The following is a 21,558-nucleotide window of genomic DNA, read 5'->3' on the forward strand; positions in this document are numbered from 1 at the left end:
AGGCAGTTAATGCGTTAAAAATTTGCTATAATAAAAACGAAACTTTCCAGAGTTTCATCCGTCAGTATGGTATGCACCTAATTTATGCAGTTTCTAATGAATAAAAGTTATATTTTGTATAAATGGTGACAGGCACCGTAGAGGGCACCATAAAAGGAGGGGTTTGATGGATGATTTTGGACAAATAGCGTTATTTAGTATCTTCTCACATCTGGTGTTTATCGCTTTGGCGTGGTGGGCGCTGCAGTCTATTCGCTTGGATAAGCTGCTGAAGCCGAATCATATTTTCCAGGCGCGATTGCTTTATATATTGTTGGCTATTGTTATTGGATCCAGTGTTAGTAATTTTTTCTTAGACTACCTTCAATGGTCGAGACAGCTTCCATTAATTTTACAATACATACAACTGGTAAAAATTTAGGTCTTCGTACATGTATCTTTTTTAGGGAAAATTGAGTACAATTCTCTTTGTGTGAAAAAATAAACAAAGCTCACAGCTTAGATATAGAGTTAGCGCAAAAGCGAAATTCCTTCAATGTGAAGAACCTCATGCAAAAACTTAAGCTATTCTAACGCAGGAAATAGGTAATTTTTCAATAAAAGATCTTCGATTTCAAAAAGCTTGTCAAAAAGTGACGACATTTCCCAAGTATGCTATGCCTCCCCGTGGTAACAATGGTAGTAAGGGGGAGAGTAGAGATGAAGAGAAAAAAGGTCCTTTTTAGTATAGGTATGTTGATGATCGTTGGTTTGATGGCGGTCCTTGGCAGTCGGATGACGGCAGCCAGCGGCGAACTCGAATTAGTAAAAATCGCCGACGCTTTTCAAACAGAAGATATTTTGCTCGAAGAATGGTCGTTTTATGCAAGGGAGCATTTGGTTGACCTAAATACAGAGAACGAAGTGCAGGAATATGTGAAGGAGCTTCAGCAAAAGTTTCCTGATTGGAATTGGTCTTCGAGTGAGGCCAGCGACAAATGGGAAGTAACAGCAGTATCTCCGACTTCTAAACACCACACAGAAATGCTTCAAATTATGGCAACCCACACAAAACAACCTGTAGATGCGTATATAGTATATAGGGTCAGCGGTAAAGAGTGGAACAAGGAGATGGAGTCCTTTTTCACGGAGAATCAATTTAGAAATAGGCTTTCCGACATATTTCGGGGGAATCCAACAATTTTCTCTAGTATGAAGGGTAGTATCAATGATAAGATTGATAAGGCTGTACCAACTATCGCTAGTGATTTAATGGAAATTTTTAAAGCAAAAGAAATCGAAGCGTTAAAAGAGGATAATTTCATGTCTGTATCGGCGAACTCGCCAATGTTTACAGACTCCATATCACAGAACATGAATTTACAAATTGGGATACGCTCCGAAGGATTGGGCGGAAAGACTACCATTGTAGTTGGCACACCAATCATTACGATTGAATATTAATATAGAGAAAATGGACGCGGAGGGGAATACTCTTGGAAAAGATCATCGTCCGCGGCGGACAAAGGCTATACGGATCGGTTAAAGTAGAAGGTGCAAAAAATGCGGTCCTGCCTGTACTCGCTGCCACATTATTAGCAAGTGACGGAAAAAGTGTAATTCGTGATGTACCTACACTCTCCGATGTATACACAATTAATGAAGTATTGCGCAACTTGAATGCAGAGGTTGCCTTTAACAATAATACAGTTGTCGTTGATGCATCTAGAGTGTTGAAAGAAGAAGCGCCTTTCGAATACGTTCGTAAGATGCGCGCATCTGTCCTTGTGATGGGATCATTACTAGCCCGCAATGGCCGTGCACGTGTGGCTTTGCCAGGCGGATGTGCGATTGGTTCTAGACCGATTGACCAGCACCTTAAAGGTTTTGAAGCCATGGGCGCTAAGGTTAAAGTAGGAAATGGATTTATCGAAGCGGAGGTTGAAGGCCGCTTAAAGGGAGCAAAGATTTACTTGGATTTCCCAAGTGTTGGTGCCACTGAGAATATCATGATGGCTGCAACGCTTGCAAAGGGTACGACAATCATTGAAAACGTAGCAAAGGAACCGGAAATCGTTGACCTGGCTAACTTCTTGAATAAAATGGGCGGAAATGTCCGAGGCGCAGGCACGGGCACTCTTCGTATTGAAGGCGTAGACGTATTGTTTGGCGCTGACCACAACATTATCCCTGACCGGATTGAAGCAGGTACCTTTATGGTTGCCAGTGCGATTACGGGCGGAAATGTATTGGTACAAGGTGCGGTCCCTGAACACCTATCTTCTTTAATTGCAAAAATGGAAGAGATGGGCGTTACGATTATTGAGGAAGGTGACGGCGTTCGCGTCATCGGTCCTGAAAAGCTTAAGGCTGTTGATATCAAAACAATGCCTCATCCTGGCTTCCCAACAGATATGCAATCACAAATGATGGCTCTTCTGCTTCGTGCAGAAGGAACTTCAATGATTACCGAAACGGTTTTCGAAAACCGCTTCATGCATGTTGAAGAATTCCGCCGGATGAATGCTGATATTAAGATTGAAGGGCGTTCTGTGATTTTAAACGGACCTTCTAACTTACAAGGTGCCGAAGTTTCTGCAACAGATCTTCGTGCCGCAGCGGCTCTGATTTTAACAGGGTTGGTTTCTGACGGTAATACACGCGTAACGGAATTAAAGCATTTAGACCGTGGATATGTAAACTTCCATGGAAAATTAGCTTCTTTAGGCGCAGATATCGAGCGCGTGAAGGAAGCAGAAGAAGTTTTCCCAGAAGTGCAAAGCTATATTACGGATTTGAACGCGTAATTTTATAAGGCTCTTTTCTTAAACTTTGTTTCTTTTAGCAACAAAAAATAATATTAGTGCTGTATTTTCGCAAAAACAGCATAAATTTAAAGAAAAGAGCTTGCAAACTAAATTCGAAGCACAAAAATAGCTATTGCCACGTTAAAATCGGCTTTAAGATTTTAACAACAAGCGTTACGAAAACAGCCTTATATAAAAAATAATCAGCCGAAGAGGGTATCTGGGAGGATGCATTCTTCGGTTTTTTATTATATGTTGTTTTTGGAAAATTCAGTTATATATTTTTTGTCATAAATGCTTGTCCGCCTCCATATGATGGAATGAGAAAGCGCCCAGTTTGGGTGCGTAAATTTCATAATTGGAGGCTCCTACATGAAAAAATTCAAACCACTCATCCTACTAGCGTCATTCTTATTTGCCCTCACCCTACTCATTCCAGCGCTCCTAGTGTTACCGTTCGGGGATGGGAATGCTAGCGGCAAATTAGGTGAAGACCTATCCAACAAAGCCCCAAATTCCGAAACGGCAGACAATCCATCAAAAGACGCCGCGGTAGAAGTGGCGGTTTACCGCTCATCGGCAGGTCAAATTGATAACGTTCCACTAGAAGAATACCTTGTCGGGGTTGTAGCAGCTGAAATGCCTGTGGAGTTCAAGGAGGAAGCCTTGAAGGCACAAGCTTTGACAGCTCGAACGTATATTGTTAAAAAAATGCTGAGTGAAGATGGCATCGGCGTTCCTGAAGGTGCACAGGTAACGGACACTCAGCTTCATCAGGTGTACCTGAGTGAGGAGCAGATGAGAGAGAACTGGGGAATGGAGTTTGAATCGAACTACGCGAAGATTCTTTCCGCGGTTAGGGACACGAGCGGGCAGATTTTGACGTATGACGGTCAGGCCATTGACGCCTCCTTCTTCTCCACCAGCAATGGCTACACCGAAAACTCCGAGGATTACTGGCCCAATGAAATGCCTTATCTGCGGAGTGTATCAAGCCCATGGGATAAACAATCCCCTAAATTTAAATCTGTTAAAGAAGTGACGGTTAAACAATTTGAATCAGCACTGGGTGTAGAGGTTGGAGCCAGCGAGACGATTGGCAAAATCGTGGAGTACACGACGGGCAAGCGAGTCGCCAAAGTCGATTTTAGCGGCAAGGTCCTGACCGGAAAACAAATCCGTGAAAAATTGGATTTGAGGTCGTCTGACTTTGAGTGGGAGCGGAAAGGGAACAGTATTGTGATTACGACTCGCGGCTTCGGTCACGGCGTCGGCATGAGCCAATACGGCGCAAACGGCATGGCCGCCGATGGGAAGGATTATCAGGAAATTGTGAAGCATTATTATCAGGGTGTAGAAGTGACTAGTGCGGATACGATGCTTGCTACGATTACGGCGAAGAAATAGATGGTGGAGCCAGGCACTTTATTGTGTCTGGCTTTCTTGCTTTTGATTAGGAGGTGGGGGGGAGTTAGTTAGGCAGATAAACAAAGGGGATGCGCAGGTAGGATGGAGAACTAGGCAGGTTAGCGAATCAAATCCGCAGGTGGAGCAATGATTTGTGCAGGTAAGAGGTTTTTCCATAAAAAAGGTAATAGAAAAACCAGCCATGATCCAGAATCCAAGCTATATTTTGAACTGGATATCCATATATAGGGAGGAATATTACCTGAGCCAGGCCATCAGCCTGGCTGTTTCAGCTTACAAGTTGCGGTGGGGAATTTGTTAGGCAGATAAACAAAGGGAATCCACTGGTAAGATGGAGAGCTAGGCAGGTAAGCGAGTCAAATCCGCAGATGGAGAGAGTATTTGTGCAGGTAAGAGGTTCTTCTATAAAAATGGTAATAGAAAAACCAGCCAAAATCCAGACTCCAAGCTATATTTTGAGCTAAATATCCATATATAGGGAAATGAATTACCTAAGCCAGGCATCAGCCTGGCTGTTTCAGCTTACAAGTTGGGGTGAGGAATTAGTTAGGCAGATAAACAAAGGGGATCCGCAGGTAAGATGGAGAGCTAGGCAGGTAAGCGAGTCAAATCCGCAGATGGAGAGAGTATTTGTGCAGGTAAGAGGTTCTTCTATAAAAATGGTAATAGAAAAACCAGCCAAAATCCAGACTCCAAGCTATATTTTGAGCTAAATATCCATATATAGGGAAATGAATTACCTAAGCCAGGCATCAGCTTGGCTGTTTCAGCTCCCAAGTTAGGTTGGGAAATTTGTTAGGCAGATAAACAAAGGGGATCCGCAGGTAAGGTGGAGAACTAGGCAGGTAACTGGGCCAAATCCGCAGGTGGAGCAATAATTTGTGCAGGTTAGAGATTTTCCTATAAAAAAGGTAATAGAAAAACAACTTATTTTTGTAACAATATAAAAGAAGGATTCACACACAACGGAAAGGAAATAGTATGAAAACAGAAAGGGCTGATGAAATGATCGCGAAACCATGTGTGCTTCCGCCAAATATTGTAAAGTATCGAGTTTTAATAAGGAGATTAAGTGAGAATCACCTTGTCAAATTCGATGTGGTGACCGAGTATAATAATCGAATGACGGGTTTCCTAGGCGAGGAGTCAGTAATGAACTTTCATTTAGAACCCATCGCAGACCTTAATTACCGAATTTATCACGATCTTCGTTTTTACCACGGCAACTATTTCTTCCAAATTGACATCCTTATTCTGTGTGCCTACTTTGCGCTGGTGCTGGAGGTAAAAAATTGGGCAAGGGATTGGCACTTTGATAAAGTCCTCCATCAAACCACCATCGATGTAAATGGGAAAATGGAGAGAACGAAGAATCCTATTTTTCAAGCAAGGCTACAAGCTTTTAAGCTGAGAGAGTGGCTCAAGCTGCATAATGTTCCGGGGATCCCCATCCAGTACTTGTTTGTCAACAGTAATGAAAAGTCCAATATCATCATAGGGGAAGACAATAAATACAAGTGGAATGCTTGTAATAGTGAATACTTGCTAGAGCGGATTGACCAAATTACCAATGATTATAAGTTAGAATTGCTAGATGAAAAAGAGCTGCGGAAAATAAACAAACTTCTATTAACCAACCACTCTCCTGAAGATCCCCAATTACTCTCAAAGCACAACCTTTCCCGAAATGAGATTCTTACAGGTGTTCATTGCCCAGAATGCTCATTCCTACCAATGACCTATCAGTCTGGAACATGGAAATGCCCAAAATGTAGAAACCAATCAAAAACAGCCTTCATCGACACACTTCAAGACTATTTTCATCTCATAAGCCCCACCATTAATAACGCTGAGGCACGTGGGTTTTTACAAATAAATTCTCCAAAAATGGCCCATCAGTATTTAACATCTATGAACTTATATAGTACAGGCAAATTCAAGTTCAAAATTTACCACCAATAAAAAACCACCGCACAAGCCGCGCAGTGGCTACAATTTCTTCACAAACCCAAAGGGACCTCCGCTTAACTTTGCGCATTGGCTAAAATTCCCTAGCAATCCCAGGGACCTGCCCTTAACCCCACGCTGTGGCTACCATTTCCTCAAGAATCCAAGCACCTTCCCTAACCGCATAAATCGACCCTTAAACAGCGCACCCCGAATAAAATAAAAACATACGAGTATCCCGGTGACGTCTTTTACGAGGTCAAACCAGGACGCTGAGCGGTAAGCGTAGAAGGATTGGTGAATCTCGTCTGTTACCCCGTAGAGACCGGCTATGACGGCACATAAGACGTTGAGACGCATAGTGAACGGCCCTCGGCGTGTGAGGAAGGCCAAAACTAGTAATACATAGAGAATGGCGAACTCTATTAAATGCAGGGATTCCTTTATGGTCCGATCGAGCGCGGAATCGGGGAGTTCGACAAAATGATTGGATGGGAGACTCGACATCACCCAGATGGCTCCCATATAGAAGAAAGGCAGGATTCGCAAGATCCATTTGAAGACGTTCATAAAAATGTTCCTCCAAAAAAATAAATTTTTAACAATGATGCATAAAAACTTCCGTACTTTCAAAAAATAAGTGGAAAAAATTTTTTTACTAGTGTATATAATTCTACTTATCTGTTCAGAATGATTGCTGAGGTGATGAAAATGAGAGAGGAAGAAAACAAGCGATCTTCTCAAGGTTCCAGCGTTAAACGCTTTTTCAAAAAGCGTTGGGTATTTCCAGCCATTTATATTGCAAGTGCAGCAATCATTCTGACAGGTGTTCTTTGGTTCCAAGGCAGCGACAATGCAACAGACAAGTATGATTACGAGTCTTCTGACCTAACAGGTAAAAAGAACGATACTCCAGCACTTGAGGTTAACTCAAGCTTGGAAAACCTTAAAATGCCGGTGAAGAATCCAATGGAGACAACCGTCAAAATGGAATTCTATGATGACAATGCAAGTGAAGAAAAGCAAGAAGCGGCATTAGTCGTTTACAACAATAATTATGAGCCGCATACTGGTATTGACTTCACATCCAAAGATGGCGAAACCTTTGATGTAGTATCTGCCCTAAGCGGGAAAGTTACTAGAGTCGAAGAAGATGCTACCCTTGGTAATGTCATCGAAATCGAACACGATAAAAATATTATAACAAAATATCAGTCGGTTAAAGATGTAAAGGTTAAGGTTGGCGACAAAGTCAAACAAGGACAAGTTCTTGCCATGGCTGGACAAAGCTTGTACCAAGAAGAAGCTGGAACACATGTACATTTTGAAATCCGTAAAGATGGTATCCCAGTAAATCCAACTGACTTTTTTAACAAACCAGTAAGCGAATTACAGGAAGAAACTGCAGCGGATGAAAATCCAGGAGATAAAAAGAGTCCGAAACAACAAATGATTGAGGACCCGGCGAGTGATGAGACAACTCCTTCAAAGGAAGAAACTCCTTCAGATGAAGATGCTCCATCCGATGATGAATCTTCTGAGTCAACAGACAAAACAAACTCTTAATAATCAACAAAGGGGAAAGGGGAATCTACCTTCCTCTTTTTTTTGTGTGCTTTTGCCTGCGTTTTATTTAGATAAATATGGTAAACTGGTGGAAAAGGGGGGATCTTTTTTGAAAAAAATAATAGGGCTGCTGGTGACACTTGTTCTCTTCGCGATGGTGGCAGCTGGCTGCAGCAAGGAACCCACGCCCGAGGACCGATTCGACGCATACATAAAGCTATGGAATGAGCAAAAGTTTGATAAGATGTATGACTACCTTACAGAGGGCTCCAAAGAGGTAATCTCGAAAGAAGACTTCACCAATCGCTACAAAAAAATCTACGATGACCTACAAATAAAAGACCTCAAGATTAACTTTACTAAACCAACGGAAGAACAAGAGTTGGACAAGGATCAAGACAATATTACATATGATTTTTCCGCATCTATGGACAGCATCGCTGGGCCTATCGAATTTACACACAATGCTAAGCTGAAAAAAGAAGAACGTGACAAAGAAAATAACTGGTATGTGGACTGGAACACGACGTATATTTTTCCACAATTGAAGGATGGCGACAAAATCGGGATTAGCAGCGTTAAGCCTAAGCGCGGTCAAATCTTTGACCGGGCAGGAAATGGGCTAGCTATGAATGGACAGGTGTATGAGGTGGGAGTGGTCCCTGGGAAGTTTGAGGGGCAGGAGGAGACGGTTATTCCACAATTATCCCGCCTATTAAAAATGACACCTGAGCAAATCAACAAAGCGCTTAATGCCAGCTGGGTGAAGCCCGATTTGTTTGTGCCGTTAAAGAAGGTATCGATGGACGATACGGAGCGTATCGCCCAGTTAATCGCCTTAGAGCCGGTGCAAACTAAAAAGGTGGAAGCGCGAATTTATCCCTACAACGAAGCGGCGGCTCATTTAATCGGTTATGTCGGCTCGATTACCGCAGAAGAGCTCGAAAAGTTAAAGGATAAAGGCTATTCAAGTAATGACGTGATTGGTAAAAGAGGGCTCGAAGAAGTTTTTGACGAGCAGCTTAAAGGGCATAGCGGCGTAAAGATCACGATTAAAAAGCCGGATGGATCGACAGAAATCCTAGCTGAAAAGCCGGTAGAGGATGGGAAGGAGATATCGCTTACCATCGATATCGACCTGCAGGCTAGTCTGTATGCAGAGCTTGTTGGTGAAGCAGGGGCAGGAGCGGCGATAGACCCCGTGAGTGGTGAGACGCTGGCACTTGTCAGTTCACCATCATTTGACCCAAATCAAGCCACCCTGGGCTTCTCAGGTGACGAGTGGGACCAGCTTCAGGAGGATCCACTCAAGCCGATGACGACCAGGTTCAATAAGGCGTATGCACCAGGTTCGGTGTTCAAACCAATTACAGCGGCGATTGGGCTCACAAACAAGACCATCACTCCAGAGCAAACGATGGATATAAAAGGATTGAAATGGCAGAAGGGTGCCTCGTGGGGTAACTATTTTGTGACGAGGGTTCATGAAGCCAATCCTGTTAATCTCGAAAAAGCGATGGTTTTCTCGGACAATATTTATTTCGCGCAGACAGCATTAGGAATTGGAAAAGAGCCGTTTGCGGCGGGACTTAAGGAGTTTGGCTTTGAGGAAGAGTCTGACTATCCATTCCCGCTTGAAAAGTCAACGATTGGGAAATTGGAAAACGAAATTTTCTTAGCGGATTCAGGATATGGCCAAGGGCAAATTCAAATGAGTATCGTTCATTTGCTTGAAACGTATACTCCATTTGTAAATGGTGGAAATATGGTTAAGCCTAGCCTGATCCTAGATGCTGAGAAGAGTGAGAAAGCAGTGGTTTCTCCTGAGATTGCCACAACGGTTTCTTCGATGTTAAGAAAGGTAGTGGGTGATACGGATGGAACGGCGCATGCTGCTAACATCGCAGACTATCCACTAGCCGGAAAAACCGGGACAGCAGAAATTAAAGAAAAGCAAGGTGAAAAAGGAACGGAAAACGGCTGGTTCATTGCCTACAATACCAGCTCACCAGGATTAATGGTCGCGATGATGGTCGAAAACGTTCTGGACCGCGGGGGTTCACAGATTCCAGTGAAAAAAGTAAAAAATGTTTTTATGCGAAATAAGTGACCTAAAACAGAAACCAGCTGCTGGTTTCTGTTTTTTTGTTATGTGTAAGGATAATTAAACCTGAACTAGAAAAAATAGTAGGAAAAAGACAGGAGTAGCGATTTGAGCCAAAATCCTCAAGCTCGAAGATACAGAGCACACTTATCTCAATTTTCGACATCAATCCTTCAAACCAAGAACCCATGGGTGGTTGCGTTTTTTGCCTTTTCTTATCCTGGATTTGGCCATCTATTACTGCATCGCTATATCGCAGGGTTTATTCTTATCATTTGGGAGATGTTTATTAATGGAAAGGCGAATGTAAATCTTGGGATATTATACACACTAACGGGTAACTTTGGTGAAGCCAAGGAAGTGATGGATGAACGCTGGCTTATGCTTTATGTAGGAATCTATATGTTTGGTATCTGGGACAGCTATCGAACCACGGTTGATTTGAACAAGCAATACATATTAGCCGATCGTGAGGATGCTTCGCTTCGTCCGAATGCCATGGGGGCTTGGGATATAAACTTCATGGATAAGCGTAAACCATGGGTCGCTGTGACATGGTCGGCACTATTCCCGGGCTTAGGACATTTGTATGTACATAAAGTGATTGCGGGATTTTTTATTTTTGCCTACACTGTAGCCATTATGTATTTTGGACATATTCCAGAAGGAATCCAATACACGATGCTCGGCAAGTTTTCAGAGGTGAAAAAGGTAGTAGATATGCAGTGGCTCCTTTATCTGCCTTCCATCTATTTTTTTATATTATATGACGCTTATAATTCAACAGTGGATTATAATCTTCTTTTTGAAAAAGAAATGAAGAAGTTTTTACGAGAAAATTATCAAAAGAATAAGTTCATATTTCCTTTCTAAAAAGTGAGATGAGTGGATGTTTGTTATTGCTACGTTTGAGAATTCTATTTATATTGAATTAGCCATTACAGCACTAGAGCAGCAGGGGATCACAAAGGAATTAATTTTAGCGGCTCCGCTTGATAAGCGTAAGGAATTGAGGGGGTTGTTCGATACCATCCACAAATCGGATGGATTTAGTCTGTTTGACGGACCAGCGATTTTAGGAACCTGCTTCATGCTGCTCGGTGCGATTTATGGGTATGTCCTGGAATGGGGGCCAATTCTTTGGGGAATCATTGGCGCCGTTTCGGGGCTGCTGTTAGGGTTTCTTTTGAAGATGTTTCTCCTCAGGAAAAATAAAAGAGGGAATGCAAAGATCACATCAGAAATTGTCCTCATGGTTCGTTGTGAGGACCGAAAATGGGAACAGGTAGAAAAAATATTATGGGACCATTTTGCGCTTGGTCTAACGAAGATATAGGGTCTTTTCGTAAACTTTGTTGCCTTCTGTACAAATACCAGGGGTGACTTCAGACAAGCTTGAGGAATTTAAGAGTCCTGGTGTCCGAACCTGTGACAACTTCAGACAAGCTTGATGAATTTCAGAGTCATAGTGTCCGAAGTTGAGGCAACTTAAGCAAAAAACGTTAGTAACCAATAATAACAACAATCTTTGCGAAAACAGCCAAAATATAAATACCACCTCTTTCTTTCTTAGGGGTGGTATTGGTATTTCACGAGGTCAATGATTCCGTTTAGTCCAATTTCAATTCCTTCACTTTCGAGCGAGAAGAGCTGTTCATGGTAGGATTCATCGTCCTTAAGGGCGATTTGTCCCTTAGCATTGACGACACGGTGCCAGGGAAGGTGATGCTTCCTGCTCATCGAGTGCAGGGCCCTGACGACCTGCCGTGCAGCACGCGGGCTTCCAGCCTCTCTGGCTATTTGTCCATAGGTCATTACCTTGCCTTCAGGAATATTTTTAATAATACCTATGACTTTTTCTGTAAAAGGCTGCATATTTCGAATTTCCTTTCAGTCTAACTTCCACCATTATATATTATTCTGTTAAAAAGACAGTGAAAAAATTATCGTTGAAACAGTGAAATAAGCTAAAAAAACGATAAAATGAACAAAAAATATTATTTTCAATAAAATTTTCATTCGACATTTAGTGCTGACAAATTTCTCGGGAAATAATTGAAAGGACTCCTCATTTCCAAAATAACCCCATATTTCATGCGGTCTTCAGCACTTTCGTCAAATTGTCGATTTAGTGGTAAAAAGTACTTGAAGTATCTGATTTTTCAAATAATTTATGAACAGTCTTGTCCTTATTCAGTAATTCGTGCATATTCCCGTATCCAAGCTAATAAAATGGTTACAAACCTTTACAAAGAGAGTGTTTGAGGTGAAGAGTCGTTTGAGGCCTTTGTGAATTCAGTTGGGGACATGATTATTCATCGTAATACCGCATAGTTGCATAAATGGTGACAGGCACCGCTCGTGGACACTGTCCACGGGGGGCGGACACTTTGCGGTTACAGTAATTCGTCTTAGTGATAAGCGGATCTCATTTCGCACTTCTCACATCCAATTTAGGGAGGGCGAGTGGTGTGCACGATTACATCAAAGAGAGAACTATCAAGATTGGAAAGTATATCGTGGAGACGAGGAAAACGGTTCGTGTAATAGCGAAGGAGTTTGGCGTGTCCAAAAGTACTGTCCATAAAGATTTGACAGAGAGACTTCCTGAAATAAATCCTGAGCTGGCAAATGAAGTAAAAGAGATACTAGATTATCATAAATCGATCAGACATCTCCGAGGTGGAGAAGCGACAAAAATGAAATATCAGAAGGAAGAAAAAGAGGGTGAGGCCGTTAAATAGGCCGACTTTCAGAAAATCTTTCGTAAAAAAGAAAAAATGTTTTGAAATGGCCATTTTCAAGGACTTCTTGGTGCATTCTAAGAAAGTCGGGGAAAGGGCCATTTTTAATTTAGGCTGTGTGAAAGGAAAATATAGATTTTAGAACCTGTTGATTTGTGCGGAGGGCGCGAGACTCCTCGAAAATACTATCGCACTTTCTTCGTGCGTGGGCAGATTCGAGGAAGTAAATCAATGTCCTGCAGGAGGACGGGACAGGGGAGACCCCGCTTATCTCTTTGCGCCGAGGAGGCTTCCCGAACCGCCTGCGGAAAGCGAAGCGCCCGGAGCACAAATCAACAGCCAAATCTAACACAGCCAATGGCTAAAAGTAGCAGCATTCTCTTCTAATAAATTTTTTCCGACAAATTTCTACGTTTTTTGAGTTAAGAGTATGGAAATTTTAAGGAATATGATACAATTAACAATTAGGAAAGTATGACCGTTTCAAGGAGGAAAGAAAAGAGAATGTTTGCTAGGGATATTGGGATTGATTTGGGAACGGCTAACGTGTTAATTCACGTAAAAGGCCGTGGAATTGTATTGAATGAGCCATCTGTTGTTGCTATAGACAAAAATACAAATCGAGTTCTTGCTGTAGGTGAGGAAGCTCGCCGCATGGTTGGACGTACACCTGGAAACATTGTCGCGATTCGTCCATTGAAGGATGGAGTAATTGCTGACTTTGACGTAACAGAAGCAATGTTAAAACATTTTATTAATAAGCTTAACGTGAAAGGCTTTTTATCAAAACCGCGTATTTTGATTTGCTGTCCGACGAACATCACAAGTGTGGAGCAAAAAGCAATTCGAGAAGCGGCTGAAAAAAGCGGCGGAAAGAAGATTTACCTAGAAGAGGAGCCGAAAGTGGCAGCGATTGGCGCCGGGATGGATATTTTCCAGCCAAGCGGTAATATGGTCGTTGACATCGGCGGTGGAACAACGGATGTAGCGGTCCTTTCAATGGGCGATATCGTTACTTCATCTTCCATTAAAATGGCCGGCGACAAGTTCGACATGGAAATCCTCAACTACATCAAGCGTGAGTACAAGCTATTGATCGGTGAGCGAACATCTGAGAATATTAAAATCAACATAGGTACCGTATTTCCAGGATCACGCTCGGAAGAAATGGAAATTCGTGGTCGAGACATGGTCAGCGGCCTGCCGCGTACGATTACGGTTCGTTCAGAAGAAATCGAAGGTGCACTGCGTGAGTCTGTGTCCGTGATTGTTCAGGCGGCAAAAAGCGTTCTTGAACGCACACCGCCAGAATTATCAGCTGACATCATCGACCGCGGCGTTATCTTAACAGGTGGCGGAGCATTACTTCACGGTATTGACACGTTGTTAGCTGACGAGTTGAAGGTGCCAGTCCTAGTAGCAGAAAATCCAATGGACTGCGTGGCAATTGGAACAGGCATTATGTTAGACAATATTGACCGAATTGCGAAAAGAAAACTTGGTTAACAGGTAGGACATCTTACCTTATAAAAAGTCTAATGACATCAAATCATTGGGCTTTTTTTATTTGGTTTGATCAGCATCGGAGTTAGGTTGGCACGTATATCGAAGGCACCGGAATCGGCACATACCTTCCCCTTTACAAAGGATTTTTCGCCACTTTTTGCCATGGAAATACTTTTTCTGCAAAAATTTACTGCTAATTCCCTAATTATTTTATAAAATAGAGTATAATATTAGGTAAAATGTAAAATCAGGCTAACTAAAGGTCCAATACTATATAGAGGATTTCGGTTAAAGGGGAATAAGAGATGTCAGTTAATCATCTAAAACAGGTGAAGACGAGGGAAGAGTTTAAAAAGACAAAGGACGATGGGCGAAAGGCTGTAGAAGCTACAACCACGCAAAAAGCTTCTAAAGTCAAAAGTGCTCAAAAAGCCCCAGCTGAAAATACGAATAAGAGAATTCGAATCCGACTTATTCCAATTTGGCTGAGGATTGTCTTGTTGGTCATTTTGACTGGAGTTTTTGCCCTTGCAGGTGCCACGGTTGGGTACAGTGTGCTTGGGAATGGAAATGCCGGAGATGTGCTAAAAGGGTCCACTTGGACACATATTATCGATTTAGTTGAAAAAAAATAAACGAGGAAGGGCGTACTTGCCCTTCCTTTTTGTATCCTCTTAATAGTAAAATGTATATATCTGTTCCTAATAGGAGGTACTAAAATGTTAGATGTGACACAAATAAAAGAAATCATTCCCCATCGTTATCCGTTTTTGCTTGTAGATAAAATTTTGGAAATTGAAGAAGGGGTCAGGGCGGTTGGAATCAAAAATGTAACAGCCAATGAAGAATTCTTCAATGGCCATTTTCCTGATTATCCGGTTATGCCAGGGGTGCTAATCGTTGAGGCGCTTGCACAGGTTGGCGCGGTGGCTGTATTGAAAAAAGAAGAAAATCGAGGAAAATTAGCCTTTTTTGCAGGAATTGATGGCTGTCGTTTCAAAAGACAAGTTAAACCAGGGGATCAGCTTCGACTAGAAGTCGAAATAATTCGCCTGCGCGGACCGATTGGAAAAGGTAAAGCGGTGGCGACAGTAGATGGCGAAATTGCCTGCGAAGCTGAAATTACTTTTGCACTAGGAAAATAATCGGGAATCCTCCCGGTTATTTTTTTGTAATAGTCCTTAAAATCTTGGGGAAAATAACATCAGACCAATTTAAACGGGTCAATATTTTTCACATGGAAAGGGGCTTTTAAGTTTGAAGAAAAAGCTGTTTTTAGTGCTATTAAGTGCGCTTCTATCAGGGTTTATGTTAGCAGGTTGTAATGTGGGTGATGATGACCAAAATCCGCCACCGCCAGTTAATGATGAAGTCGATACACCAATGGATGACGACAACAACTTGGATGGTAACGACAACAACAACAATGGTTTAAATGGCAACGACGATAATGGTTTAGGTAACGAAAACACTCGTTTTAACAACAACGACCGAAACACTGATACAGACAAAGACATGATGAGAGACAGAAACACAAATCGCGAAGATATCATCGAAGACGATCGTGATATGAACGACCGCGACAATAAAGACGAATAAAGTACATGGGGCAGGCTGAATGAAATCAGCCCGCCCCTTTCACTAGTCATGTTTAATTTTTAATTTCGGTTTACTTTTCATTTTATCCTTGAATTCTTCGAGTAAAGCCTGACCGCCAAGCCCTTTTTCAAGCAGGCTGTCGAGCAGCAGCTCGGAATAATCACTCCTGTTTCGGCGCAATTGACCTTCGAACAGGACACTAATATGTTTTTCAAATTTGTGAAGTGAGGCAATTCTCGTTTGGAAATAAGCAGGAGTGTTTTCACGCTTCGAAATCACCGCTTGTACGATGACCTCGCGGCTTTGCTCCTCGATTTTCTTGAAAAAATCATATAAAGAAAAATCCGTATAGGCCTCAAGCAGCCAGCTGGCACATTCGTTCTCTTTATTGATAATTAATCCATCTACTAATGGGATTTCCACTGTATTTCCATCGTCAACCACTTCCAAAGCGACTAACTTAAAGGTTTTCATCAGCGATACCTCCGTTTCGATCTCAGGTCACATTTTCTAAATTATAACATATTCAAACTAGAAACAAATGTCGAAAAATATTTGTCGCATTTTGCAAGATAGCACTTTATGTAAAAAATAGCCTTCCAACTCGGTTTTTGACTTAGGTATATTCATGAATTTGAAGGTAGAACCTTGTCGGAAATTTTCATATCACCATTTTACAGGAAGGTTCCTGAGGGGCTATGATTAAGCCATCAAAAGGAGAGGAGAATGTGTATGATCAATCAAGTCACGATTGTCGGAAGACTCACGCGGGATCCGGAGTTAAGGAAAACAGGTGAAGGGCTGTCGGTAACTTCTATCACCTTGGCTGTTAGCCGGCAATTCAGAAATCAGCATGGAGAAATTGAGGCGGATTTCGTCCAATGCACCCTCTGGAAAAAGGCAGCCGAAAATACTGCTCAATACTGCCAGAAAGGCTCAATTGTTGGGATAACAGGCAGGCTGCATTCGCGGAGCTATGACAATAAAGAAGGAAAAAGGGTTTATGTGACAGAGGTAGTGGCCGAATCGATCCAATTCTTAGGTGCAAAGCCCAATTCGACACCTCTTATACCACCGCCGGTTACGGTTCCCGTTACGAAGGAGGAGCTGCCGTTTTGACAAATCGTGATGATGTAGCCGCTAGTTTAGAACAGCTGCTTGAAAGTTTGATTAAAATGGTGGGCCGAGCCAATCAGAATAACGACCATCTGCAAAAAAGAATGATTGAGATGACCCAGAACACGGAGAGTCTGCAGAAGAGAATTAGCCAGCTAGAATGGATTATGAAAGGGCAGCTAAAGGAACAAGACTGGAGCCCTATCAGAAATTACCCCACACATCCTCACACACACTCACAATCTGAAATTCACGACCAAATCTCTGTTCATTTTTAAAAATAAAATCCTACAATATCTTGAATTATTTTGGTAAAACTAAAAACAACTTCAGGTACCTTTTTAAAAATTTTTCCCCGAAGTTAGAATATAGAAAAGCGATTGCTCTCCAAAATAATCCCCATTTTCCGGCCAAGCAGCGCCGGAATTTTTTTATCTATTTTTTCGTATAAATTATGGCCAGCAGGGCACAATAGTACAAAACCCCCTGTGTTTTATTTTTCAAGGCCGCTGATACTAGATCAGCGGCCTATTTTTTAGATGTTTTTATGTTTTTTTATTGCTTTAATCTGATAAGTTATTAATTCGATAAAAAATGCCCGGCGCTTTGCCGGCATGAGATGGATATCGAGCAGATTCTTTTTCAATTCAGGCTCTTGCTGGAGCAGATGAAGAATGATGCCCAAATCATGGTCCGGAGGGTTCTCCTTCGTGATATATCCAGGCTCCTCGACTTTAGGAAGGAGCTGATCTAATTCCCCGACCAAATATTCCTTATCCACCTGATATAAATCTGCAAATCGGACCACGGTTTGATAGTTGGGGATGCTTCTTCCCGTTTCATATCGACTCACGGTAGAGCGATCCATGTTCATCATATCTGCTAGAGTCTGTTGGGACCAGTTCCGACTGTCACGCAGCTTTCGCAATTTGTTTGATAAAGACATCTTAATCACCGCCATAAAAACAATTGTTGTTTTTAACTTAACGGCAAAAGAATGGCCATAGGTCAAATGTGTTCAATGTGCACAATAAATTGCGTGAAGGATGCGCACAATATTCTGTATATGGGGGTTAGAGCACATAGGGTAAAAAGGAGTTGTAAAATTATTGTCGAATAATAAATGTTGATATAAATATTTGTCCCATCGGAGGTCAATAAAAGGATGCCAAACTCATTAGTTTTTATCGGGGAACGACCGAGTCACATGGAAATGCAGATCAAAGGTAAACCGGATTTCTACGACGCCATCTTACTCTCTAAAAAGTCCCATCATCCATCTTCAAACCTTTCCTACCATTCTATCCCTCTTCACCAATCAAGGGTTACCATCCACATACGTGAGAATAACTCCCAATTTAACTGTTATCACCAATCTTTACAGCTAATCGAAGGCGAGAAAAAGCTGTCCGAGGAAGAAGCTTACGATATCTTCACAAACTTTGCGATTATGGAAGACAACAAGGTCGCATTCCTGATGCATTCAGGAACTAAGAGAATTAAATTACGAGAAAAAGTGGAACCGAGGGTTTTGTCTGTGTGTGAAAAACAGGAAATCTAAAGGGTGGAAATTATATGGTAAAATAGTGGGAGGTACTGTAATGAATCGCCTAAATCTATTAAATGATTTCTTGTTTAAAAAATTGTTCGGAGACGAAAATGATAATGAACTATTAATTGGTCTGCTGAATGCAATCCTAAAAAAGGAAATTGTGAATCTAACGATTGAAAGTGAAAAACTAGACCGTTTTAAGGAAGAAGAAAAATTAGGTATCTTAAATATTAAGGCAAAAATGGCAGACGGAGAAAAAGTAAATATTGAAGTTCAACTGTTAAACCAAAAAAACATGATCCCACGAACTCTTTTTTATTGGTCAAAGCTATTTGTAGAGGATTTTGAATCAGGCAGGAATTATAAAGAACTAAAAAAAACGGTAACCATCAATATTTTAGGGTTTAAGTTGGAAGAGTTACGGAGCGAGAGCTTTCATTCTATTTATAAACTAGGGGAAGCTCAAACAAATAATAACTTAACTGATTTGCTGGAGATTCATTTCATTGAATTTCCAAAGTTTGAAGATGTCATGTATGATTTGAATAATCCACTCCATTGCTGGCTGCTATTTTTAAAAGATGATGTTCCTGATTATATATTAAGGGAGGTCTTGAGGATGGATGTCATTAGTAAAGCAGAGGAAAAGCTGACAATGTTAAGCGCGGACCCTGAGACGAGAAGAGAATACGAACGGCGGGCAAAGGCTCTATCAGATGAACGGAGCAGGTTAGAAGATGCGAGGGAAAGTGGTATCGAAAAAGGCATTTTAAGTGTAGTTAAAGGTCTTTTGCCTAAAGGAATGCCGCTTAATGAAGCAGCAAAACTTACCCCGTATACAGTAGAGGAATTGAGCAGGATGTTAGAAGAAATCGAAGAATAGCCTTTAAATACCAGGAGCATGAGGTAATCGCCGAGGATGAGGGTCATGGAGAGGAAAAAGACTTCATCCCTGGAAAAGCCATGACCATATCAATCGTATTATTACAAAAGAATGACAAATTTTATCGAAAGGGCTCCGGATTTTTTTCGGATCCCTTTTTATGCTGACCAATTATCTTTCACATTTAGACCAAAACATCCCATATGTAACATAAATAGCGCATTTTCCCTTCTATGCGCGTGCCCAAATCTCATAACCCATACAATCGAAGAGCGTAAGTATTACAGTTAGAAACACATACTGTCCGCCCCACGCGGACAAAAAGGGCGAAATGTCCACGAGTGGTGACAGGCACCGCGTAATCACCTATGTTTTTCATCTGTTTACATTGTTTACCACTGTTATATGACAAATTGTGATAGAGTTTTAATGTTTTTGTAATATAACTGGTACATTGGCATGGTATAAATAGATTAATAGAGAAGGGGGAAGAGTATGCAACTTTTAAAGCGTATGATTTTCATGTTTCTAACATGCTTATTATTGGTGTCAGGTACCGTTGTGGCACATGCAGAATCAAGTAAAGAGGCTTTACATAGTGTGGAGCAAGAGCTTGAACAAAAGGCGAATGAAAAGAACTCTATTAACCAAGAAATTGAAAAGATTAAAAATGATATGGAATCTTTACAATCTTATATAACACAAAATAGAGAAGCATTGGCAGAAACTCAAAAGAGAATCGCGGCAACTCAACAACAGATCGAAAAGAAAAAAGAAGAAATTGTGGTTCTTCAGGATAAAATTCATAACCGTAAAGATGTAATGAAAAGCAGGTTAGTGGCATTACAAGAGGATGAAAAACTGAATGTAGCCATCAATGTCATTCTAGAATCTAAAAGTGTGGCAGATCTTATACAACGTGCAAGTGCAGTAACAACTTTGTTTAACGCTGATAATGATATTATCAATGAACAAGAAAATGACCTTGCGCAAATTGAAAAAGACAAACAAGAAATTGCAAAGCATGAGGAACAACTAGCTGCAGAAAAGGAAACGCTTTCAAATCAGCACAATGAACTAGCTCTAAACTTGCAAAAGAGACAGGAATCATTAACGGTCATGCAACAAAAATACAGCCAAGTTGACGAACAAATGGCTGGCATTCAAGCTGAGCTGAGAGCGGCTCAAGAGAAGGTTCGCCAAGAACAAGATTCTGTAAAAGCAATGAGCACTGCTAATACACCGGCTGCTACTAAAGCTCCAGCACCAACGGGTGTAGAAATGTATGTAACTTCGACTGCCTATAGCTGGCAATCTTCAGGAAGTATTACGTACATGGGCTATAATATTAAAGAAAATCCAAATATGAAATTAATCGCAGTGGATCCTTCTGTTATTCCATTGGGCTCAAAGGTATGGGTAGAAGGATATGGAGTCGCAATAGCGGGTGATACGGGCGGCGCCATCAAAGGCCATAAAATAGATGTATTAATGCCAAACAATGCACAAGCATTCGCGTGGGGCAGAAGAACAGTAAAAGTTGTAGTGTTACCATAGCATTAGAAAAAGAGATTTGACATCATAAATCGATGTTAGATCTCTTTTTTGTTTTATCGGATAACGGAGCGAAATGATTTCGCTTACTAAGGTAATGTGCGCTCATATATATGGCAATTTGAATTGGAACAGAGTAGGTATAGCGCCAATTTACTGGTACGTAAACACCTAACCAATCAAAGACTGGTTCTCCAACATAAGAGGCTAGAAGTGCAAAGAGAATAGCTTTAAACCATGGATTTACGTGAGGTTTTACTTGCAGCAACAACATTACTGATAGGGGCATTAAGGTAACATCCCAGGGAAAGTAAGTAGGAAGTACGGGAATAACATGATACCGGTAATGCCAAAGACCGATTTGGTCTCCTACGATATCCAAAAGAACAGAAATCGTCATGGTAAAAAAAGCAATATACAGTAAGCGGTCCGTACTTTCCCTTTTCCTGAAAACAAACCAAATGATCCAAGGAATAATGGATAAGGCCAAGCCCATCCACCACAAACCAGAAAAAAGGACATGATCCAGCCAGATATCAATTTTTATATTGATGAGCCCTTCAATTTGGTGTTGATTACGGTCGAGAATATCAATAACCTTCTCCTTATTCGCCATAGCATTCCCTCTTAACTTTTTACATCTTCCAACATTAGTATTAAACCCAATCCAAAATGTATGCCTACAAAAAAAGTAAAAGGTGCCTGTCACCACCGATGGTGGTGACAGGCACCAAATATACATCACTGTATAATTAACCAAATTATCCCAATTG

At 41.4% G+C, this 21,558-nt stretch carries 25 protein-coding genes; 19 read left to right on the forward strand and 6 right to left on the reverse strand.

The genetic code is table 11. The annotated features are described in order from the left end of the window. The first annotated feature begins 163 nt into the window (after positions 1-163). The 5 genes from MLOOGBEN_RS09935 (at position 164) to MLOOGBEN_RS09955 (ending at position 6,176) form a co-directional block, all read left to right on the forward strand. The gene (locus MLOOGBEN_RS09935) at positions 164-421 is read left to right on the forward strand and encodes a DUF1146 family protein (protein ID WP_179158099.1); all 258 of its coding nucleotides are present in this window, start codon (positions 164-166) and stop codon (positions 419-421) included. Positions 422-699: 278 nt separating this feature from the next. Next, a complete protein-coding gene (locus MLOOGBEN_RS09940) occupies positions 700-1,443 on the forward strand; it encodes a YwmB family TATA-box binding protein (RefSeq protein WP_256989024.1) in 744 nt (247 codons plus the stop codon). A gap of 32 nt (positions 1,444-1,475) precedes the next feature. Further along, positions 1,476-2,786 carry a UDP-N-acetylglucosamine 1-carboxyvinyltransferase gene (gene murA, locus MLOOGBEN_RS09945; protein WP_179158101.1) on the forward strand — a complete coding sequence of 437 codons (1,311 nt, stop codon included), beginning with the start codon at positions 1,476-1,478 and terminating at the stop codon, positions 2,784-2,786. Positions 2,787-3,158: 372 nt separating this feature from the next. After that, complete coding sequence (gene spoIID / locus MLOOGBEN_RS09950; RefSeq protein ID WP_179158102.1) at positions 3,159-4,193, forward strand: stage II sporulation protein D; 1,035 nt, start codon at positions 3,159-3,161, stop codon at positions 4,191-4,193. A 1,002-nt stretch (positions 4,194-5,195) separates the two neighbouring features. Continuing rightward, positions 5,196-6,176 carry an NERD domain-containing protein gene (locus tag MLOOGBEN_RS09955; RefSeq protein WP_179158103.1) on the forward strand — a complete coding sequence of 327 codons (981 nt, stop codon included), beginning with the start codon at positions 5,196-5,198 and terminating at the stop codon, positions 6,174-6,176. A 129-nt stretch (positions 6,177-6,305) separates the two neighbouring features. On the opposite strand, the gene MLOOGBEN_RS09960 is transcribed toward MLOOGBEN_RS09955, so the two are convergent. Beyond that, positions 6,306-6,686, reverse strand: a complete 381-nt coding sequence (locus tag MLOOGBEN_RS09960; RefSeq protein ID WP_256989037.1) for a VanZ family protein — start codon at positions 6,684-6,686, stop codon at positions 6,306-6,308. A 186-nt stretch (positions 6,687-6,872) separates the two neighbouring features. On the opposite strand from MLOOGBEN_RS09960, the gene spoIIQ reads away from it, so the two are divergent. The 4 genes from spoIIQ (at position 6,873) to MLOOGBEN_RS09980 (ending at position 11,167) form a co-directional block, all read left to right on the forward strand. After that, entirely contained in the window at positions 6,873-7,727 is an 855-nt protein-coding gene (gene spoIIQ / locus MLOOGBEN_RS09965; protein ID WP_179158105.1) for a stage II sporulation protein SpoIIQ, read from the forward strand. Between the two features lie 109 nt (positions 7,728-7,836). Further along, a complete protein-coding gene (locus MLOOGBEN_RS09970; protein ID WP_179158106.1) occupies positions 7,837-9,837 on the forward strand; it encodes a penicillin-binding transpeptidase domain-containing protein in 2,001 nt (666 codons plus the stop codon). Positions 9,838-9,939: 102 nt separating this feature from the next. Beyond that, the gene (locus MLOOGBEN_RS09975) at positions 9,940-10,704 is read left to right on the forward strand and encodes a hypothetical protein (protein WP_179158107.1); all 765 of its coding nucleotides are present in this window, start codon (positions 9,940-9,942) and stop codon (positions 10,702-10,704) included. 16 nt (positions 10,705-10,720) lie between these two features. Continuing rightward, complete coding sequence (locus MLOOGBEN_RS09980; protein WP_179158108.1) at positions 10,721-11,167, forward strand: hypothetical protein; 447 nt, start codon at positions 10,721-10,723, stop codon at positions 11,165-11,167. A 233-nt stretch (positions 11,168-11,400) separates the two neighbouring features. Here MLOOGBEN_RS09980 and MLOOGBEN_RS09985 read toward each other — a convergent pair whose 3' ends face one another. Further along, a complete protein-coding gene (locus MLOOGBEN_RS09985; RefSeq protein ID WP_179158109.1) occupies positions 11,401-11,706 on the reverse strand; it encodes an MGMT family protein in 306 nt (101 codons plus the stop codon). A 596-nt stretch (positions 11,707-12,302) separates the two neighbouring features. Between MLOOGBEN_RS09985 and spoIIID the strand changes: the two genes are divergently transcribed. Continuing rightward, positions 12,303-12,575: a sporulation transcriptional regulator SpoIIID gene (spoIIID, locus tag MLOOGBEN_RS09990; RefSeq protein ID WP_007086083.1), complete on the forward strand. Its 273-nt coding sequence runs from the start codon at positions 12,303-12,305 to the stop codon at positions 12,573-12,575. 504 nt (positions 12,576-13,079) lie between these two features. After that, positions 13,080-14,081 (forward strand): rod shape-determining protein, encoded by a 1,002-nt coding sequence (gene mreB / locus MLOOGBEN_RS09995; protein WP_179158110.1) that lies wholly within the window; start codon positions 13,080-13,082, stop codon positions 14,079-14,081. A gap of 38 nt (positions 14,082-14,119) precedes the next feature. Here mreB and MLOOGBEN_RS29160 read toward each other — a convergent pair whose 3' ends face one another. Continuing rightward, positions 14,120-14,245, reverse strand: a complete 126-nt coding sequence (locus MLOOGBEN_RS29160; RefSeq protein ID WP_256989025.1) for a hypothetical protein — start codon at positions 14,243-14,245, stop codon at positions 14,120-14,122. 141 nt (positions 14,246-14,386) lie between these two features. Here MLOOGBEN_RS29160 and MLOOGBEN_RS10000 point away from each other — a divergent pair, with 141 nt between their 5' ends. From MLOOGBEN_RS10000 to MLOOGBEN_RS10010, 3 genes are all read left to right on the forward strand, one after another. Next, the gene (locus MLOOGBEN_RS10000) at positions 14,387-14,716 is read left to right on the forward strand and encodes a DNA-directed RNA polymerase subunit beta (protein WP_179158111.1); all 330 of its coding nucleotides are present in this window, start codon (positions 14,387-14,389) and stop codon (positions 14,714-14,716) included. 84 nt (positions 14,717-14,800) lie between these two features. Beyond that, positions 14,801-15,226, forward strand: a complete 426-nt coding sequence (gene fabZ / locus MLOOGBEN_RS10005) for a 3-hydroxyacyl-ACP dehydratase FabZ (protein ID WP_095247592.1) — start codon at positions 14,801-14,803, stop codon at positions 15,224-15,226. Positions 15,227-15,338: 112 nt separating this feature from the next. Beyond that, positions 15,339-15,680 carry a hypothetical protein gene (locus MLOOGBEN_RS10010; RefSeq protein ID WP_179158112.1) on the forward strand — a complete coding sequence of 114 codons (342 nt, stop codon included), beginning with the start codon at positions 15,339-15,341 and terminating at the stop codon, positions 15,678-15,680. A 42-nt stretch (positions 15,681-15,722) separates the two neighbouring features. Here MLOOGBEN_RS10010 and MLOOGBEN_RS10015 read toward each other — a convergent pair whose 3' ends face one another. After that, positions 15,723-16,154, reverse strand: a complete 432-nt coding sequence (locus MLOOGBEN_RS10015) for a YwpF family protein (protein ID WP_179158113.1) — start codon at positions 16,152-16,154, stop codon at positions 15,723-15,725. Between the two features lie 258 nt (positions 16,155-16,412). On the opposite strand from MLOOGBEN_RS10015, the gene MLOOGBEN_RS10020 reads away from it, so the two are divergent. Both MLOOGBEN_RS10020 and MLOOGBEN_RS10025 read left to right on the forward strand, forming a co-directional pair. Then, a complete protein-coding gene (locus MLOOGBEN_RS10020; protein WP_179158114.1) occupies positions 16,413-16,799 on the forward strand; it encodes a single-stranded DNA-binding protein in 387 nt (128 codons plus the stop codon). Further along, positions 16,796-17,074 carry a hypothetical protein gene (locus tag MLOOGBEN_RS10025; RefSeq protein WP_179158115.1) on the forward strand — a complete coding sequence of 93 codons (279 nt, stop codon included), beginning with the start codon at positions 16,796-16,798 and terminating at the stop codon, positions 17,072-17,074. Before MLOOGBEN_RS10020 ends, MLOOGBEN_RS10025 begins: the two co-directional genes overlap by 4 nt. A gap of 257 nt (positions 17,075-17,331) precedes the next feature. On the opposite strand, the gene MLOOGBEN_RS10030 is transcribed toward MLOOGBEN_RS10025, so the two are convergent. Continuing rightward, a complete protein-coding gene (locus MLOOGBEN_RS10030; RefSeq protein ID WP_179158116.1) occupies positions 17,332-17,742 on the reverse strand; it encodes a helix-turn-helix domain-containing protein in 411 nt (136 codons plus the stop codon). A gap of 219 nt (positions 17,743-17,961) precedes the next feature. Between MLOOGBEN_RS10030 and MLOOGBEN_RS10035 the strand changes: the two genes are divergently transcribed. From MLOOGBEN_RS10035 to MLOOGBEN_RS10045, 3 genes are all read left to right on the forward strand, one after another. Further along, positions 17,962-18,357, forward strand: coding sequence for a hypothetical protein (locus MLOOGBEN_RS10035; protein WP_179158117.1), 396 nt, complete (start codon positions 17,962-17,964; stop codon positions 18,355-18,357). Positions 18,358-18,397: 40 nt separating this feature from the next. Beyond that, positions 18,398-19,231: an Rpn family recombination-promoting nuclease/putative transposase gene (locus MLOOGBEN_RS10040; RefSeq protein WP_179158118.1), complete on the forward strand. Its 834-nt coding sequence runs from the start codon at positions 18,398-18,400 to the stop codon at positions 19,229-19,231. 495 nt (positions 19,232-19,726) lie between these two features. Beyond that, positions 19,727-20,788 carry a 3D domain-containing protein gene (locus MLOOGBEN_RS10045; RefSeq protein WP_179158119.1) on the forward strand — a complete coding sequence of 354 codons (1,062 nt, stop codon included), beginning with the start codon at positions 19,727-19,729 and terminating at the stop codon, positions 20,786-20,788. Between the two features lie 22 nt (positions 20,789-20,810). Here MLOOGBEN_RS10045 and MLOOGBEN_RS10050 read toward each other — a convergent pair whose 3' ends face one another. Then, positions 20,811-21,401, reverse strand: a complete 591-nt coding sequence (locus tag MLOOGBEN_RS10050; protein WP_179158120.1) for a CBO0543 family protein — start codon at positions 21,399-21,401, stop codon at positions 20,811-20,813. Positions 21,402-21,558: the final 157 nt, after the last annotated feature.

Origin of the sequence: Bacillus sp. EB106-08-02-XG196, from assembly GCF_013396335.1 — a bacterium.
In the GTDB taxonomy this organism is placed as follows: Bacteria; Bacillota; Bacilli; order Bacillales; family Cytobacillaceae; genus Neobacillus.